We start from the raw sequence: 17,588 nt of genomic DNA, 5'->3' as shown, positions 1-17,588 counted from the left end.
GCGACAAGAAGTCGTAACTAAAAATTAAAAGGATTTACAATGAGTTTTCGTATTAACACAAACGTAAACGCACTTAACACACACGCTAACGCAGTTAGCAACAACACTGACCTATCTAAGTCACTTAACAAACTTAGCTCAGGTCTTAGGATTCAAACAGCTGCAGACGATGCTTCAGGTCTATCTATCGCAGATAGCTTAAGAAGTCAAGCTTCAGCTTTAGGTCAAGCTATTGCAAACGGTAATGATGCTATTGGTATCATTCAAGTTGCCGATAAAGCTATGGACGAGCAGCTAAAAATTCTTGATACTATCAAGACAAAAGCTACTCAATCAGCTCAAGACGGCCAAACAACTCAATCACGCCAAGCATTGCAAGCTGATATCGTTCGTCTAATGGAAGAGCTTGACAATATCGGTAACACTACTTCATTTAACGGTCAGCAACTACTAAATGGAACATTCTCTAATAAAGAGTTCCAAATAGGTGCTTATTCAAACCAAACTGTTAAAGCAAGTATTGGTGCGACCACATCTGACAAGATCGGTCTTACACGTTTTGAGAGTTCAAAATTACTTACCGCTATGGGTGAAGTAAAGCTTAAATTCTTAAACGTTGATGGTGTAAATGATGTTGGCGTTACATCTGCTGTTATCTCAACAGGCATTGGTAAAGGACTTGGTGCTCTAGCCGAGAATATCAATAAAGTTGCTGATAGAACTGGTGTTAGAGCGACAGCCGATGTTACTTGGAAGGCTAGTGCTGCTATTGCTGGTGGTCTAATTAAATCTTTAACAATCAACGGCGTTAAAATCGGCGACTTAGAAGTTAAAGCAAATGACTCAAACGGTGCACTTGTAAATGCTATCAACTCTGTAAAAGATCAAACTGGTGTTGAAGCTTCAGTTGACGCTGAAACTGGTAAAATGGTACTAACAAGCCGTGATGGTCGTGCTATTGTTGCAACTGGTACAGACATTGAGAAAGGACTTGGCGGAAAAGGTAACAATTTAACAAAAGGCTTTGTTGGAAGACTAAATTTGGTTCGTCTTGATGGTAGAGATATTAAACTAGAAGGTGGCGGTGCTACTAAATTGTCAATAGCATTCTCTGCTGATGGTGGTGCTCAACAATCAGTATCTCTAAGAGACATAAGAGGACAAATAGATAAAACCCTAGCAACTGCTATGGGCTTTCAAAGAATGAGTGCAGCTTTAACAGTAAACCAATCAGCAGGTGTTATGACACTTCGTGGTGCGATGGCTGTTATGAGTATCGCTGAGTCTGCTCAAAAAACACTAGATCAAGTTCGTTCAGACCTTGGTTCAGTTCAAAACCAACTTCAAGCTACAGTTAATAACATCACTGTAACTCAAGTTAACGTAAAATCAGCAGAATCTCAAATCAGAGATGTTGATTTTGCTAGCGAGTCTGCTAACTTCTCAAAACATAACATCCTAGCTCAGTCAGGTGCTTATGCTATGAGTCAAGCAAACAGCGTACAACAAAACGTAATGAAGCTACTACAGTAGTTAATTAAGGTTTTAAGTAGAGGCTTTGTAGTAGCACAAAGCCTTAAGAGTGTTAATGCTTTTACAATACGCAAACCCACACCCCAAAGCCTAGCTTTGGGGTTTTATACTTTTACAATCAATAAAATATCTTAAGCTTTGTATATAAGATTTTAAAATACTCATTCTAAATTTGCTACTTAAAGCCTTAGTGGCAAACTAAGGCTTTAAATTATAAACTAAATCCATCATCAACTACGATATTTTGTCCATTTACATATTTTGATACGTCGCTTAATAAATAGATCAAAGTACCGCAAATATCATTTGCATTGAGCATTCCTTTCATGCCACATCTTTTTTTATATTGGCTTAAAAATGGCTCAGGCTGCCCATCTAAAATTCCTCCAGGACTTATAGCGTTTACTCGGATATTGTCTTTTTTGAACATCTTTGCCATGTATTTTGTCATGCCAAGAAGGCCATGTTTTACTACTGTATATTCGACAGGAGAGTGCATATTTGTTCCCTCGTAAGTCTCAAAAGCAGGCGCTCCGATACCTTGTATAGATGAGATATTTATGATATCGCCGTAACCTTGCTCTAAAAAGAATTTTATAAAATTTTGTGAGATATTAAAGTATCCACCAAGGTGTAAATTTAAAAAGGCATTGAAATCATTCATATCTATCTCAAAAAATTTCTTACCGTAATTTTTGTTTTTTGGATAGGCGTTATTTACCAGTGCATCTACGTGGCCATATTTTGAGTGTAAGAAATTTATGGCTTCATTAACAGAATTTACGTCACTGATATCAATTTGTAGAACTTCGATCCTTGCATCTTTATTTGAGCTCAATACCTCGTCTTTTAGTAAATTTGCTCTTTTTGTATCTACCTCTGCTATCACACCAATGCCATTTTGATTAACGATAGCTCTTATAAAAGCACTTCCTATCCTACCAGCCCCTCCCGTTACTACTATGACCTTATCTGTTAGCATTTTTTTCCTTCATTAAAAACTCTACAAATCTAAAATCCAGTTCACAATCTATATCGATTGATCTGTCTTCACTCATCACATAAAGCCCAGTTTTTGGCAAAAACAATGTATCGTTATTTAGCAAGGCTTCACGTTTCCAGATATAGATAGAAGCGTTCATATCATAAGTCTTTGGTGCATCTTGTCGTCTTACAATGGCTTTTGCTAAAGTTTTTGCAAGCCCCACATGTCCATCAGGATAAATTTCAACCAAGTTAAAGTATGGACTTCTTCTGCTTGGCATCGCGGTTATTAGGTTGTCATTTTTATCGTGTAGAAACTGATTGTAAGCGTTTATGATATCGCTTACATCACGAAGTGGAGCTGTTGCATCAAGATCAATCTCATAATCAAATCTTTGTGCATAATGTTGTTCGCTTTTTAAAAAAGCATCTTTTATTACATCAAGCTTTCCGGCTGTATCGCTGGCCATAGCAGCATCTCTTTTAAAAAAGACTTCTGCACCGTATTTTACTGCTGTTTCTGCGATCAAATCGCTATCAGTACTGATTACTATATGTTCAAATAAATTTGACTCTCTGGCTTGCTCTATGGTGTAAGCAATAAGTGGTTTTCCACAAAGCTCACGTATATTTTTTCCTTTTACACCCTTACTACCGCCTCTTGCACATATTGTACATAACACATTACTCATTATTTTGCCTTTGAATTTGATCTATTGTGCCCATAGTATCTTGTCCTTCGCTAAAGCCACAAACGTATCTTTGTTCACCTAGGACATCTTTATGCATAGCTAGAAACATCTCATTTCTTTCCAAATTTGGCATGTTAAAAATTTGCCTATTGATATCTTGTTTTGTGAGAGTACCTTTTATGAAATTAAGCTCATAAGTGGAGCCTTCGCACTCCACTCGCACGTTTCTATGCGTCATATGGCTTAAATAATCAATGCTTATATTGGCTACTACATTATTGTCTGTTTTGCCAAAGATTAAACATAAATCATCACTTGTTATCTGCAAATTTGAGATTTTATCTTGAAAGCTTTTTATGCTCTTAAATTTGCCACACAGCCACATGGTATAGTCTAACTCATGACTAAGATCTAGCAAAACCCCACCGCCTTTTTCTTTGCTAGCACTATAACATTTTGTATAGTCGCCGCTTCTCCAGCTTGGTAGATACTGTCCACAACTAGCATTTATGTATAAAATTTTTTCACTCTTCAAAAGCTCTTTTAGTTTTTGTAAAAGAGGATGAAATCTAAGTACGTAGCCTACAAAAATTTTGTTGTTTTTTGGTGTAAAATCGTAAAATTTCTCAAACAAAGGCTTTTCGCAAAGTATTATTTTATCTTTTACTTTCTCGTCTAAAAATTTTAAATTTTGCAGGTGTAAAAATGTGGGAGTTGCTATGACAAAGTAGTCAAACTTGTCTAAATTTGAGACTTCTTCTAAACTTTTGTAACAAATTTTATTGGCTACATCTTGGCTAGTAACGAGGCAGATCTCATCTATCTGCGGTAAAGCTTCCAATACTTCGTAATGCCTTTTACCAATCGAGCCATAGCCTAAGATAAGAGCTTTCATCTAAAATGCCTCATCAAAATATTTTTGCGTATTCTTCATTTGCTTTTTGATACTCTTCTAATCGTCCTATGTCAATCCAATACTCGTGTATAGGAAATGAGATTACGTTTTTACCTTGGCTTATGGCTTTTTCAAAAAGAGTCGGCATATCGTAAAACTCATTTTTCGGGATCAAATCTAAAATTTCAGGTGAGAGCATATATATCCCAGCACTTACGAAAAATTTCTGCACCGGTTTTTCTGAGATCTCTACTATCTTGTTGTCATTCATTTTTACAACGCCATAAGGCACTTCGTAGTCATACTCTCTTACACACATTGTGGCTGTAGCTTTATTTAGCATGTGGTAGTTAAAAATATGCTCGAAATTTACATTTGTAAGAAGATCACCATTCATTACAAAAAATGGCTCGTTTGGTCGCTCTTTAAGTAAGCTTAATGCACCTGCTGTACCCATTCTTTTTTGCTCTAAAATGTAGTCAATGTTTACTCCAAATTCCTTACCGTCACCAAAATAGTCCTTGATGATGCCTGCATTAAAATTTACACACATAGTGATATTTACAAAGCCATACTCTGCAAATTTCTCAACTATCGTTTGAAGTATCGGCTTGTTTCCGACCTTTAACATTGGCTTTGGGGTATCTTGCGTAAGTGGTCTAAGCCTAGTGCCAAGGCCTCCTACCATTAAAATGACTTTGTTTGTTTTACTGGCTGGCTTTATAATATCTTCGATATCTTCTATGCCAACTAGCTTTCCAAGTTCATCTATTAGTGGGATTTTATGAAGTTTTTTAGCAAGGGCTATTTTTAGTATAGACTCTTTTGTGTCGCCAACATTTGCAGTACTTGGACTCTTGTGTACTATAAGATTTATGTTGCTATTTAGATCAAGACCATTTAGTAGTCCGCGCCTGATATCCCCATCTGTTATTGTACCTACAAGGCTATCGTTTTCATCCACGACAATAGCTATTTGGAGCCCGCCATTATTGATTGTTTGCAAGGCGTCTTTTATGGTTGAATTTATGCTTAGCTTTATATCGTTTACTATTCTCATTTCAAACCTATATCATAAAATTTCTTTTTCAAAATATCATCAAGCTCTAGCTCTTTTAAAATTTTTAGTATTTTTTTACTTGGGCTACCACTATCGTATGGATTGATTGTGTCTTGTAAAATTTGCTTAAATTCCTTCGAATATGCTTTTGTTATAGCAGCTAAAATTTCTTCTTTAACAGGCCTAACGTCTATCACACTGCTAGCTCTAGCGCGTCCTTTTTGGCGGTCGCCTATATTTATAGTAGCCTTTTTAAAGCTTGGTGCTTCCGTTAAGCCACTCGAGCTATTTCCTAGGACAATATCAACAAATTTTATCGCACTTAAGTATCTTAGCTGCCCAAGTGAAGCAAACGCCACAGCTTTTTGTGAATTTTTACTCACATACTCATCTATCATTTTATTTATCACATCGCCATCTGTATCGCTATTTGCTTTTGTAAAGATAAAATTTGTATCCTCTAACTCATCTATTGCTTTTAAAAGCTCACCAAACTGCTCTCTTGCACTACTATTTTCAAGTGTCACCGGATGAAAAGTGATGAGGATATTTTTTTTAGCAAGCTTAAATTTTATAGACTTTTCAAACTCATCTTTGTTTAGTAAATTTAACTTTTTTATATTTTCTATGCCAGGGCCACCAACATTAAAAACCATCCTAGGCTCTTCGCCAAGCTGAATTATGCGATTTGCGTACTCATTTGTAGCTGCAAAATGTATATGGCTCATCTTTGTTATGCTGTGTCTAAAAGCTTCGTCAAATGCTCCCTGCGTGGTCTCGCCGCCATGGATATGTGCTATTGGTATTTGCATGATACTAGCGACACCTGCTACACCAAATATCTCATATCTATCACCAAGAAGCACCAATATATCAGGCTTAAGCTCAGCTAGTGCCGGAGCAAATTTCTCATAAACTCTTGCCATCTCCGAACAAATATCAAGGCTTGTATGAGAACTACTTAAAATTTCTATCTTTTTATCTATCTTAAATTCTTTTTCTATCTCTTTATATGTTAGTCCAAACTCAGGACTTAAGTGCATGCCGGTGGCAATTATTTGAAGTTCAAGCTCGCTATCTGCCTCAATCTCTTTTAATAGCCAGTAAAGTAGGCCATATTCAGCTCTAGTGCCAGTTACTACGCAAATTTTTCTCATATCAGATCATCTTGCTTGTAATCTTTTTGTGAAATTTGTCCGATCACCTCATCCCACCTCATAGGATTTATGCCATCTCCTGGGCGTTTTACGCAGATATTTTTCTCGCTAAAAATTTCACCCTTTTTTATATCACACTTTGCCACGATCGACTTTCTAGCTATTTTGATATTTTCGCTTTCACTTTTACTAAAGTGCTTTAACCCATCACCAAGTGCTAGTTCGATATTTCTAATAGCCCTAATCATGTCCGCTAGCTCATCTGGCTCAAGACTAGCCTTATGATCAGGTCCAGGCATGCTCTTATCAAGTGTAAAGTGCTTTTCTATGATCTTTGCACCCATGGCAACCGCTGCGATATCAACCTCGATGCCAAGCGTATGATCGCTATATCCGACCTCAAGACCGAAGGCATTTTTAAGAGTTATCATCGCCTTTAAATTTACATCCTCCATCGGCGTTGGATACTGCGTATTTGCATGAAGAAGGCTTATGTTTTCACGTTTCGTGCCGCTTTTTATAAGTACTTCTATCGCAGATTCCACCTCGCCTAAATTTGCCATGCCAGTTGAGAGAATGATCTTTTTATTTAGCCCACCTATCTGCCTAAGATATGGTAAATTTGTTATCTCGCCACTTGGGATTTTAAATGTACTAAGCCCAAGCTCATCAAGAAGCTTTATGCTGTCGCTATCAAAAGGAGTTGAGAGAAATGTGATATTTTTTTGTTTGCAGTATTCTATGAGCTCTTTATGCGTATTCTCATCTAGTTCAAGCTTTTTTATCATCTCAAACTGGCTTTCGTTTTTATCAGTAGTTTGTTTTTGATAGCTAGCCTTTTGCGCGTTTTTTGAAACAAGATTTTGAGCTTTAAAGGTCTGAAATTTCACCGCATTAGCGCCAGCACTAGCTGCTACATCGATCAGTTTTTTAGCTAAATTTCTATCGCCATTGTGATTAACCCCGGCCTCGGCTATGATAAAAACCCTATTTGACATCAAATCTATCTCCCACCTTAATCTTTCCATCGTATTCATATTCTACAACTTTTACAAAACTATCTTGTGTTTTTACCAAAAAAGTATTACCGTCTTTACACAAAATTGCACCAGTAACACATTTATATAGTGGTGCATCTTTTACAAGCTCTACTTTATTTATTTTCATCTCTTTGCCGTTTAAAAATGCTCTTGCTACTATGGCTGGATAACAAATGGCACGTACAAAATTAAACACCTCTCTGCTTGTTTGATTAAAATTTAAATTTTCATCGCCCTCTATTCGCCTTGAGCAGTAAAACCCGACACCCTCTTGTTTTTTGGACTCTGCTTTACCATTTTTAAATAAACATATCGCTTCGTATAGTATATTTGCACACTCGCTGTGTGCCTTTGTCAGTATGCTTTTGTAGTCATCATTGTCTGTTATGTTAAAACATTTTTGTAAGATTATGTCACCGGTATCTATACCAGTATCCATATAATGTACAGTTATTCCGAATTCTTTTTCGTCATTTATCAAAGCCCAGTTTAGAATGTTTCTGCCTCGATAAAACGGTAATTTACCTGCGTGGCAATTGATAGTTTTATATTTTGGCAAATTTATGATCTTGGATTTAAAAATTTGATTAAAAGACATTGACACGAATAAATCGCAATCATATTGTTTAATTTTGTCAATAAACTCATCAGAATTTATATCTTTATGCTTTAAATAGTCAATTTTAAATTCGTTTGCATAGTTTAGAAGTTTTTCATCATTTGAATCATACCTAGCACAGATAAATTTTATCTCTATATCTTTGTCTTTAATAAGCTTATCAAATGCGTTATGGCTCCAAATACCATCTGCAAAATAACCTATCTTTAGTTTCATACTACTCTCCTTGTATTATTTTGCATATACATAAGCTACACCCTTGCGCTACTTGGGATATTTACTATCCTATCGCTTAAAAATTTAGCATTTTTTAGCTCATCTCTTTGGCAGTCCTTAAACATATCAAGCTCATTCATAAGCTGCCAGATAGGGCGTGTGAAAACGCCATTTTCGTTGCTAAATTTTAAAAACTTATCTCGTTTTTCACGGCTTTCAAAGAGCACCGCATTTAACCAAAAATTTGACCTAGTATCCACTGGCTCATCTATAAATTTCACATCATCAAATTTAGAAAAATACTCTTTATAGATCATCGCAAGCTCGCGTTTGCTCTTTAAAAATAGCTCCAAATTTTCAAGCTGAGCCACAAGCAGGGCCGCGTTTAAATTTGGTAGGCGGTAGTTGTAGCCGATCTCGCTGTGGCGGTATTCAAAAGGATGTGGCACCTTAGCCGTTGTGGTGATAAATTTAGCGTGTTTTGCTATCTCCTCATCGTTTGTGATGATAGCTCCGCCTCCTCCGCTTGTGACAATCTTATTACCATTAAAGCTCATGGCTGCAAGCTTGCCAAAATTTCCCGTATGAGTGCCTTTATAGTAGCTACCAAGGCTCTCGGCACTATCTTCTACCAAAGCAATGTTCCAACGCTTACAAATTTCAGCTATCTCAACTATCTTGCAAGGCAGTCCAAAAGTGTGCATAGGCACGCAGGCACGCACTATCCTGCCGCTAGTTTTATTTACACATTTACCGTCTTTTAGCTCGCAGTTTTTCTCCAAAAACGCACTAAGCGATGCTGGCGACATACCAAGTGTATCAAGATCAACGTCCACGAAAACTGGCTTTGCAAAAAGGTAGCTAATGGCATTGCAAGTTGCTATAAAAGTAACTGGCTGCGTAATCACTTCGTCATTTTGCTCTACACCAGCTAATTTTAAGCAGATATGAAGCGCTGAGGTGCCATTTGTCGTAGCAACTGCGAATTTAGCACCGACCATTTTAGCTAGCTTACTCTCAAACTCATCTACAAATTTACCAACACTTGAGACAAAGCTAGAGTCGATGCATTCAAGCAGATACTTTTTCTCATTGCCTATAAATTTAGGCTCGTGAAGTGGGACTTTGTCTTTGCCAAAGGTGCTTTTTATAAATTTCAAAACCTCGTCAAAATCACATTTTTTCATCGAGATACTTTCCTGTTTCTTTATGCATAAAATTTGGTATAAGCTCGAAAACTTCGCGTAAAATGTCCTCTTTGCTCCATGCCAAGCTTGATTTTAAATTTAAAATATTGTTTTTAAAAATTTCTAGCTTTTTGCTGTCAAAATTTGCATCATTTTTGACTATGCCGATATTTTGAAGTCTTTGCATGTCAAGTCTCTCGCCGTCAACGAAAAACTCCTCGTAGTCCTTCTCTCCAGTCGTGTCGCTAGGCGCAAAAAGGCAAGGGTAAAAGCCATCTTTTGGAAGCACTTTCGCAAGCTTTCTGGCCTCCTCCTCATTTTCACATAAAAATGGTTCGTAGCCTAAATTTGCCAAGTATCGCTTGGCTATCTCACTAAATGTTATTAGATCTAAATTTTCATCTAATTTTGGGAAAAATATATCTCTATTTTCGCCAAAAATAGTGCTCAAAAGGCAGAGTTCGCCGCTTTCTTTTGGCGTTAAAAAGTAACGCCTGACGTCGTTTGGAGCGACTATGGGCTGAGACTTTTCTACGCGTTTTTGAAAACCAAAAAGAAGCGAGCCGTCACTAAATGCCACGTTTGCAAATCTAGCCATCGAGATGTCGATCTCTAAAGAGTGCCTAAACGCAAACATCTCCATGATGCGCTTGCTAGCTCCCATTAAATTTACAGGGTTTGCGGCCTTGTCGGTGCTGACACAGAAATATTTTTTTGACTTCATATCAAAAGCTTGGGACAGCATTTTGTCGGTGTTAAAGATATTTGTTTCGAGCATCCTCATAAGCGTAAACGGATCTTTTTCGCTTCTAACATGCTTTAGTGCTGATAAATTTAACACGTAGTCAAATCCACCACTTTGTGCCAAGAGTGCATCAAACTCGGCACTTGCGACATCTATGGCAAAAGTTTTAAAGTCGCCATTTATATATCCAAACTCGCTTCTTATGTCACGCACTAGCTCGACAAGATTATTTTCAGAGATATCGACGACATATAGTTTTTTTGGATCTCTTATAAAAATTTCTTTTGTCACGGCTGAGCCGATAGAACCAGCACCACCAATAACTAGAAAGCTTGAGCTTGAGACTATCTCTTTTAAATTTTTACTAAGTACCTTTATGTCATCTTCAAAGAGATTTTTCGTGCGTCCTATTAAGCTTAATATATCCATGCTTTAGTCTTTTTTTGGAAAGATGCCACGTTTTTTAAGCTCTTTTATAAGAGGTTTTGAGGCTTCTTTTGTTGTTTCTATATCTGCATTTATACCGCCAGCCGCTGAAAATAACCAGTATTTATGAAATTCTATCCACTCAACTAATTTATTAGTTTTTTCTTCGTCTGTATCACTTGGAGCTACTGATACTTTGGCAAGCTCTAACTCTTGGTGATAAGTCGAGATAACAAAGATGTTTTCTATATATCTCATATATTTTTTATGAGAGATGCAGTTTTTAAGCTTATCTATCTTATTTGATATTCCTACAAGCTCTTTAAAATGTTTTGTGTTTATTTCGCCCTTATCTCTTAAAATCATAAAATTATCAATTTTTGGCGTTAGTTCTAAAAATACTTTTTCTATTTTTTCTTTAGCTTGTGTTTGAACTCTTATTTTGTTTCGTATTACTTCATAGGCTTTTGACAAATTTTTGTTAGCTACTTTATCGCTATCTTTTTTGATATTTGGTAAATTTTTAACTTTTTTACCTTTGCAAAGCTCATTTATAACTTCTAAAAAAGGTTTCTCTATGGCGCCATTTATTCTAGCTCCACCTTCAGTGCAGTTATATGATTTTATATCTTCTAATTTAGCTTGCTCGATATCATTTTCAAATTGATTTTTAAAGAGCATCCATACATAAGTTGTTCTTACTTCTCCTTTGCCACCATAGGCGATAGTATATAAATTTTCGTCCGGCTGAGCGATAGTGTGACCTTTGGCATGACTTGCACCGTCTTTACCAAAAGCAAGGTCTTGACCTATAAATATAATATTTTTATGCCCTAAGACATACGCTAGCTGGTAGGCCATATTTGCACAACTGTGTCCGACACCAAGATATCCATATTTGTTGAGTCTAAACATTTTTTCTTCTTGTTGAGGCCTCATCGTAAGCACTAAACGTCTAGGTAGTATATTTTTTACAGTTTGGTTGTGTGTCACTGAAGCTACAATAAAATTTATATCATCATCAAATCTAGGGTGTTTTTTTTCAAAAAAAGTAGAAGTAGGTATCATTCGTTCAATTGATGTTACATAATCTGGCTTTATACCATTTCTTGCAAGTATCGGATAGGATGCATCGACGCTTATAATGCTTACATAAGGTGCAAATTTTTTAAGCGTTTCTAGTTGTTTGTCTAGGCTTGGCCCTGTAGAGACAATGATCGCTGTATCCATAAGACCGTGTCTTTTTTTAACTAAATTTGTGTAGCAGTAGTTAGTAAGCATATGAGGTAAATTCTCGATATGCTGCTTTGTACCTATTAGAAGATCATCTATGCTATTTCCATGAGAGACGACATTTTGTGAAAAGGCTCTTGTTATATTTTTATTTATTTTGATATAGTCATCTGCAAAATTATCATAATAGTTAGAGTGGATTATTAAGCTATAAGTTTTAGCATATATATCTAAATCGCTATGTGATACAAGATAGTAAAACTGTGCATATGTAGCAAATTCAGAATAAAAAAGAATTATTTGTTCATTTTTTAATTCATTTGATATATCAATTATATTTAAAACAAGATGTATAATTTCAAGCTCTGGTTCTACAACGATAATTTTCTTATGAGTTTCATTTTTTGCCAAAGCTTTATAAAGTATGCCATTACCTAAGCCATAGAAGAAAAGTCCCGGATATCTTTTGTATTTTTTTTCTATATCAATAAGCATCTTGCTAATTTCTTCAACTGGATCTTTATATATTGTTTTATTTGATTCTTTGTTGATAATATTTATGTATATTGGATCACTTTTATCTAAAATGACTTCGTATTTAGTTTGTAGGTTCATTCCAAAAAGTCTAGCTGCCAAGACCTCATCTTGTTGAAATAGTGCTTGAAGATTTTTTTCAAAAATAGGATTTGTTATTCCGCTTAATTTTTTTTCTTTTGTCTCTAGTTTGTTTTTTTTATCAGACATAAATATCCTTAAAATGTGTTTGTATACTGTATTAAATTGCCAAATTTAAAGCAAAAGCTATGCCAAATTTTTAGTAACTTATTCATCAGAAACTTTGCTCTTTATAGCTTATATTTCGTCAAAATTTCATTAATGTTTATAGTTTTGTAAAAAGCGGACAATAAATCTGACCTTGGCAAAGGCATAAAATCACTTCAAAATTCTTGGTAGCGTGATGCCTTCTTGAGCTTGGTATTTGCCGTTTTTATCAGCATAAGTTACCTCGCAAGGCTCATCACCCTCGATAAATAGCACCTGCGCGATGCCTTCGTTCGCATAAATTTTTGCAGGAAGTGGCGTCGTGTTTGAAATTTCTATCGTGATGTGCCCCTTAAATCCGGGCTCAAAAGGCGTGACGTTTACGATGATACCGCACCTTGCATATGTGCTTTTGCCTAGGCAGATGGCTAGCACGTTATCTGGCATGTTAAAGTACTCGATCGTGCGCGCTAGAGCGAATGAATTTGGCGGCACGATGCAGACATCGCCCTTAAAATCTACTACGTTTTTCTCGTCAAAATTTTTCGGATCGACCACGGTTCCGCCGATGTTGGTGAAAATTTTAAACTCATCGCCCACGCGGATATCATAGCCATAGCTTGAAACACCGTAGCTAACGACGCCGCGACCTACCTGCTCCTCAGCAAATGGCACGATCATCTTCTTTTCAACCGACATTTTCCTTATCCAAGAGTCTGATTTTAAACCCATTTTTGCTCCTTTTTTGGGGCGATTATAACGCTTTGCGTCTTTAAAGTAAATTTAATAAAGCGAATAAATTAGATGAAAATTAGTATAATTTTAACAGCAAAAATTAATAAAGGACAAAAATGCAAGAGAAAAATGCAGAAATTTTTACTGGCGAGCGTGCGATGTTTGGGGCAAAAAGTGTAAATTTTACAAACTGTATCTTTGAAGATGGCGAGTCACCACTAAAGCATAGCTTAAATTTAAAGCTAAATGAGTGCGTTTTTGCCTACAAATACCCACTTTGGTACGCAAACGACATTAAATTAAATGGCGGATACTTGGAGCCTCTAGCAAGAGCTGGCATGTGGTACAGTACAAATTTAAGCTTCAAAGACGTGGTCATCAACGCTCCAAAAAGCTTTAGAAAAAGCTCGCAAATTTCACTAGAAAATGTAAATTTTTCAGATGCTAGTGAAACACTTTGGGGATGCGCGGGCGTTAGGATAAAAAATGTTTTTGCAAAGGGGGATTACTTTGGGGCAAATAGCGAAAATTTAGAGATCGATGGGCTAAATTTAGATGGAAACTACTGCTTTGATAGTTGTAAAAATGTCCATATCACAAACTCAAAGCTCATTTCAAAAGATGCTTTTTGGAACTGCGAAAACGTGACCGCGCAAAATTGCCTAATCTCAGGCGAATATCTAGCTTGGAACTCAAAAAATGTGACGCTTATAAACTGCACGATAAAGAGCTTGCAAGCACTTTGTTACGTGGAAAATTTGATCGTAAAAGATTGCATTTTTATGGATACGAGTCTTGCGTTTGAATATTCAAGTGTCGATGTAAGCACAAGCGGAGCGATAAAAAGTATAAAAAATCCAAAAAGTGGCGTGATAAGGGCAGCAAAGATAGATGAGATCATCATCGATGAAAATTTAGTTGATACTAAAGACATTAAGATAATTATTACTGAAAAATAACTTAGCAAAAAAGAGTAACTTTGAGTTCTCGTTTTTGCTTCATAAAAAAATTTTTTATCTAATTTTCGCTACAATTAGACGCTTATATAAAAATTTAGGAGAATTTTCTATGAAAAAAGAAGATATAAAAGAGCTTATCGAATTTTTTAATGATATGGAGATGAATCATATCAAGATAAAAAGTGGTGATTTTGAGGTCGAGGTAGAGAAATTTGCTGATTATTGCGCGCCTGCAAAGCCAGCGGTACAAGCAGCAGCTCCAGCGCCAACACCTGTAAATGTTGTCGTTAGCTCAGAGGTAAAACCAGCTGCAAATTCGCCAAAAGATAGCATAAAATCTCCTATGGTAGGTACTTTCTACGCTGCTCCAAGCCCAGGCGCTGCACCATTTGTAAAAGTAGGTCAAAGAGTGAGAAAAGGCGATGTAGTGGGCATAATCGAAGCTATGAAGATCATGAACGAGATCGAGGCTGAATTTGACTGCCAGATCACTGAGATGCTAGTCTCTGACGGACAGCCAGTTGAGTTTGGATTGCCGTTATTTGGCGTGGAGAAAAATTAATGGAATTAAAAAGAATTTTAATCGCAAACCGAGGCGAAATCGCCCTTCGTGCTTTGCGAACGATAAAGGAGATGGGTAAAGAAGCCGTTGTAGTCTATTCAACCGCTGATAAAGACGCACTTTACGTAAAATATGCTGACGTAGCCATTTGCATCGGCAAAGAGCGCTCAAGCGATAGCTATCTAAATATCCCAGCTATCATAAGTGCAGCTGAGATCAGCGAAGCAGACGCTATTTTCCCTGGATATGGCTTTTTAAGTGAAAATCAAAATTTTGTTGAAATTTGCTCACATCACAAGATCAAATTTATAGGACCAAGTGTTGCTGCGATGGCTTTGATGAGCGATAAAAGTAAGGCAAAGCAAGTCATGCAAAGAGCTGGCGTACCAGTCATCCCTGGCTCAGACGGCGCCGTGGCTGACACAAAAGCAGCAAAAGAGCTAGCTAAAAAGATAGGCTATCCAGTCATCTTAAAGGCTGCTGCAGGTGGTGGCGGACGTGGTATGCGCGTGGTTGAACGTGAAGAGGATTTAGAAAAAGCATTTTGGTCTGCTGAGAGCGAGGCGATGAGTGCATTTGGCGATGGCACAATGTATATGGAAAAATATATCCTAAACCCACGCCACATCGAAGTTCAAGTAATTGGCGATAGCCATGGCAATGTACTTCACATCGGCGAGCGTGACTGCTCGATGCAGCGTCGCCACCAAAAGCTGATCGAAGAAAGCCCAGCTATTTTGCTTGATGAAAAGACAAGAGAGAGACTTCACGAAACAGCCATAAAAGCGGCAAAAGCGATTGGTTACGAGGGAGCTGGTACGTTTGAGTTTTTGGTTGATAAAAATTTGGACTTTTACTTCATCGAGATGAATACAAGACTTCAAGTTGAGCACACAGTGAGCGAAATGGTAAGCGGACTTGATATCATCGAGCTTATGATAAAAGTGGCTGAAGGCGAGGCACTACCATCACAAGAGAGCATCGAGCTAAAAGGTCATGCGATAGAGTGCAGGATCACAGCCGAGGATCCAAACACCTTCACTCCGTGCCCTGGCAAGATCACAAAATATGTCTGCCCAGGCGGCCGCAATGTTAGAATGGATAGCCACATCTACCAAGACTACTCTATACCGCCGTATTACGACAGTATGATCGGCAAGCTCGTTGTTTGGGACACTGATAGAAATAGAGCTATTCATAAGATGAAAGTAGCTCTTGATCAGCTCATAATAAATGGCATAAAAACAACAAAAGATTTTCACATCGCTATGATGGAAAACAAAGACTTTTTAAGCAATAACTACGATACAAATTATCTTTCAAGACACTAAAATTTTTAAGTCAGGATTTGCAAAAAGCAGATCTTGGCTTAAAAATTAAAATTTTTTAAGTTTATCTTAGGGGAAGCATGGTAAACAAAATCAAAGATCAAAATACAAAATTTTTCTCAAATGCCGACCTTGCAAAGCTCTTTTTCCCTATTGCGGTTGAGCAGTTTTTAGAGTATAGCCTAGGGCTTGCAAACTCGCTAATGGCAGCAAGTGTTAGTGAAAGCGCTGTAAGTGCGATTAGTCTTGTGGAGTTTGTCATGGCGCTATTTATTAGCATATTTACTGCTATCGCTACTGGCGGCTCAGTGGTTGCTAGTCAGTATCTTGGTAATAAACAAAGTGGCAATGCCAAAATCACAGCAAATCAGCTTGTTTGGTTTAGTTTTATCTTTGCCCTTTTTATCGCCGCAGTTATCATAGTTTTAAAAGATATTATCCTAGATTATGTCTTTGGCGATATTGGAGAGCAAGTAAGGCATGATGCTAGCCACTATCTTGTTTTCTCGGCCATTTCCGCGCCATTTTTGGCTGTCTATGCAGCAGCTGCGGCGATCTTTCGCACAATGTCAAACGCAAAGCTTCCTATGTATATTATGGTGGCTGCAAATTTATTAAATGTACTTCTAACTGCCATTAGTATTTATACGTTTCATACAGGCATTTTAGGCATCGCCATCAGTACGCTTATAGCCAAGATGCTCGCTTGCTTTGTTATAGTCTATTTGCTTCTTGATGTAAGGCTAAAACTTCACATAAGAAAGAGCTTTATCTATAAATTTGACTACGAGATTATCAAGAAAATTTTAAATATCGGCGTACCTTATGGCTTTGAAAATTCGATGTTTTATGTGGGTCGCATCATCGTTTTGAGCCTTGTTTCACTCTTTGGCACAGCAAGTATCGCTGCAAATGCCGTGGGCGGGACGATCGTGATGTTTCAAGTGCTTCCTGGTATGGCGATAGGAACAGGGCTTAGTGTGGTTATCTCAAGGTGTGTTGGCGCAAACGACTTTAATCAGGCTAAATTTTACGTAAGAAAATCAATGATAAGCATCTACATCGTGCAGCTTTTTAGCACAGCAGTAATTTTGCTTTTGCTTGAGCCATTGCTTCTTGTTTATAATCTCTCAAGCGAAGCCATAAATTTAACAAGGCAGATCGTCTGGTATCACGGTATCGCTATGTGTCTTATTTGGCCACTTGCCTATACGTATCCGACTATTTTTCGTGCTGCAGGGGACGCTAAATATCCGATGATTGTAAATTTAGTTTGTATGTTTGCTTGTAGAGTCATCTTGGCCTATGTCTTTGCGCTCACATTTGATCTTGGCATGATAGGTACTTGGTTTGCAATGTTTGCTGACTGGGCCGTAAAGGCAGTGCTTTTTACGATTAGATACCTAAAAGGCACATGGATGAAATTTAAAGCTATTTAAAAAGAAATTTAGTAAT

The 17,588-nt window shown here is 37.1% G+C and carries 16 protein-coding genes; 5 read left to right on the top strand and 11 right to left on the bottom strand.

Annotation, left to right across the window (positions count from 1 at the left end):
• Positions 1-39: 39 nt before the first annotated feature.
• A complete protein-coding gene (locus CCON33237_RS08270; protein ID WP_054197200.1) occupies positions 40-1,533 on the top strand; it encodes a flagellin B in 1,494 nt (497 codons plus the stop codon).
• A 211-nt stretch (positions 1,534-1,744) separates the two neighbouring features.
• On the opposite strand, the gene CCON33237_RS08265 is transcribed toward CCON33237_RS08270, so the two are convergent.
• From CCON33237_RS08265 to dcd, 11 genes are all read right to left on the bottom strand, one after another.
• Positions 1,745-2,515 carry an oxidoreductase gene (locus CCON33237_RS08265; RefSeq protein ID WP_054197199.1) on the bottom strand — a complete coding sequence of 257 codons (771 nt, stop codon included), beginning with the start codon at positions 2,513-2,515 and terminating at the stop codon, positions 1,745-1,747.
• Positions 2,502-3,209, bottom strand: a complete 708-nt coding sequence (locus CCON33237_RS08260) for an acylneuraminate cytidylyltransferase family protein (protein ID WP_054197198.1) — start codon at positions 3,207-3,209, stop codon at positions 2,502-2,504. Before CCON33237_RS08260 ends, CCON33237_RS08265 begins: the two co-directional genes overlap by 14 nt.
• Positions 3,202-4,104 (bottom strand): Gfo/Idh/MocA family protein, encoded by a 903-nt coding sequence (locus CCON33237_RS08255; protein ID WP_054197197.1) that lies wholly within the window; start codon positions 4,102-4,104, stop codon positions 3,202-3,204. Before CCON33237_RS08255 ends, CCON33237_RS08260 begins: the two co-directional genes overlap by 8 nt.
• A 13-nt stretch (positions 4,105-4,117) precedes the next feature.
• Positions 4,118-5,164 (bottom strand): nucleotidyltransferase family protein, encoded by a 1,047-nt coding sequence (locus CCON33237_RS08250; RefSeq protein WP_054197196.1) that lies wholly within the window; start codon positions 5,162-5,164, stop codon positions 4,118-4,120.
• Positions 5,161-6,321 (bottom strand): UDP-N-acetylglucosamine 2-epimerase, encoded by a 1,161-nt coding sequence (neuC, locus tag CCON33237_RS08245; RefSeq protein WP_054197195.1) that lies wholly within the window; start codon positions 6,319-6,321, stop codon positions 5,161-5,163. Before neuC ends, CCON33237_RS08250 begins: the two co-directional genes overlap by 4 nt.
• On the bottom strand, positions 6,318-7,319 hold the full coding sequence (neuB, locus tag CCON33237_RS08240; RefSeq protein WP_054197194.1) for an N-acetylneuraminate synthase: 1,002 nt from the start codon (positions 7,317-7,319) through the stop codon (positions 6,318-6,320). Before neuB ends, neuC begins: the two co-directional genes overlap by 4 nt.
• Positions 7,309-8,196 (bottom strand): methionyl-tRNA formyltransferase, encoded by an 888-nt coding sequence (locus CCON33237_RS08235; protein ID WP_054197193.1) that lies wholly within the window; start codon positions 8,194-8,196, stop codon positions 7,309-7,311. Before CCON33237_RS08235 ends, neuB begins: the two co-directional genes overlap by 11 nt.
• 35 nt (positions 8,197-8,231) lie before the next feature.
• A complete protein-coding gene (locus tag CCON33237_RS08230) occupies positions 8,232-9,383 on the bottom strand; it encodes a LegC family aminotransferase (RefSeq protein WP_054197192.1) in 1,152 nt (383 codons plus the stop codon).
• Positions 9,370-10,557: a UDP-N-acetylglucosamine 4,6-dehydratase gene (locus CCON33237_RS08225; protein ID WP_054197191.1), complete on the bottom strand. Its 1,188-nt coding sequence runs from the start codon at positions 10,555-10,557 to the stop codon at positions 9,370-9,372. Before CCON33237_RS08225 ends, CCON33237_RS08230 begins: the two co-directional genes overlap by 14 nt.
• A 3-nt stretch (positions 10,558-10,560) precedes the next feature.
• Positions 10,561-12,531 (bottom strand): motility associated factor glycosyltransferase family protein, encoded by a 1,971-nt coding sequence (locus tag CCON33237_RS08220; RefSeq protein WP_054197190.1) that lies wholly within the window; start codon positions 12,529-12,531, stop codon positions 10,561-10,563.
• 189 nt (positions 12,532-12,720) lie between these two features.
• The gene (gene dcd / locus CCON33237_RS08215; RefSeq protein ID WP_002939953.1) at positions 12,721-13,281 is read right to left on the bottom strand and encodes a dCTP deaminase; all 561 of its coding nucleotides are present in this window, start codon (positions 13,279-13,281) and stop codon (positions 12,721-12,723) included.
• A 119-nt stretch (positions 13,282-13,400) separates the two neighbouring features.
• Between dcd and CCON33237_RS08210 the strand changes: the two genes are divergently transcribed.
• The 4 genes from CCON33237_RS08210 to CCON33237_RS08195 all read left to right on the top strand — a co-directional run bounded on the left by CCON33237_RS08210 (position 13,401) and on the right by CCON33237_RS08195 (position 17,572).
• On the top strand, positions 13,401-14,243 hold the full coding sequence (locus CCON33237_RS08210; protein ID WP_054197189.1) for a DUF3737 family protein: 843 nt from the start codon (positions 13,401-13,403) through the stop codon (positions 14,241-14,243).
• Positions 14,244-14,352: 109 nt separating this feature from the next.
• A complete protein-coding gene (gene accB, locus CCON33237_RS08205; protein ID WP_054197188.1) occupies positions 14,353-14,805 on the top strand; it encodes an acetyl-CoA carboxylase biotin carboxyl carrier protein in 453 nt (150 codons plus the stop codon).
• Positions 14,805-16,136: an acetyl-CoA carboxylase biotin carboxylase subunit gene (locus CCON33237_RS08200; protein WP_054197187.1), complete on the top strand. Its 1,332-nt coding sequence runs from the start codon at positions 14,805-14,807 to the stop codon at positions 16,134-16,136. The genes accB and CCON33237_RS08200 overlap by 1 nt, the downstream gene beginning before the upstream one ends.
• Before the next feature lie 77 nt (positions 16,137-16,213).
• Positions 16,214-17,572 carry an MATE family efflux transporter gene (locus CCON33237_RS08195; protein ID WP_054197186.1) on the top strand — a complete coding sequence of 453 codons (1,359 nt, stop codon included), beginning with the start codon at positions 16,214-16,216 and terminating at the stop codon, positions 17,570-17,572.
• The last annotated feature ends 16 nt before the right edge of the window (positions 17,573-17,588 follow it).

This window comes from Campylobacter concisus, from assembly GCF_001298465.1.
Taxonomy (GTDB): domain Bacteria; phylum Campylobacterota; class Campylobacteria; order Campylobacterales; family Campylobacteraceae; genus Campylobacter_A; species Campylobacter_A concisus.
The sequence above is the reverse complement of the archived record's forward strand: the minus strand, read 5'-3'. Positions and strand labels throughout refer to the sequence as shown.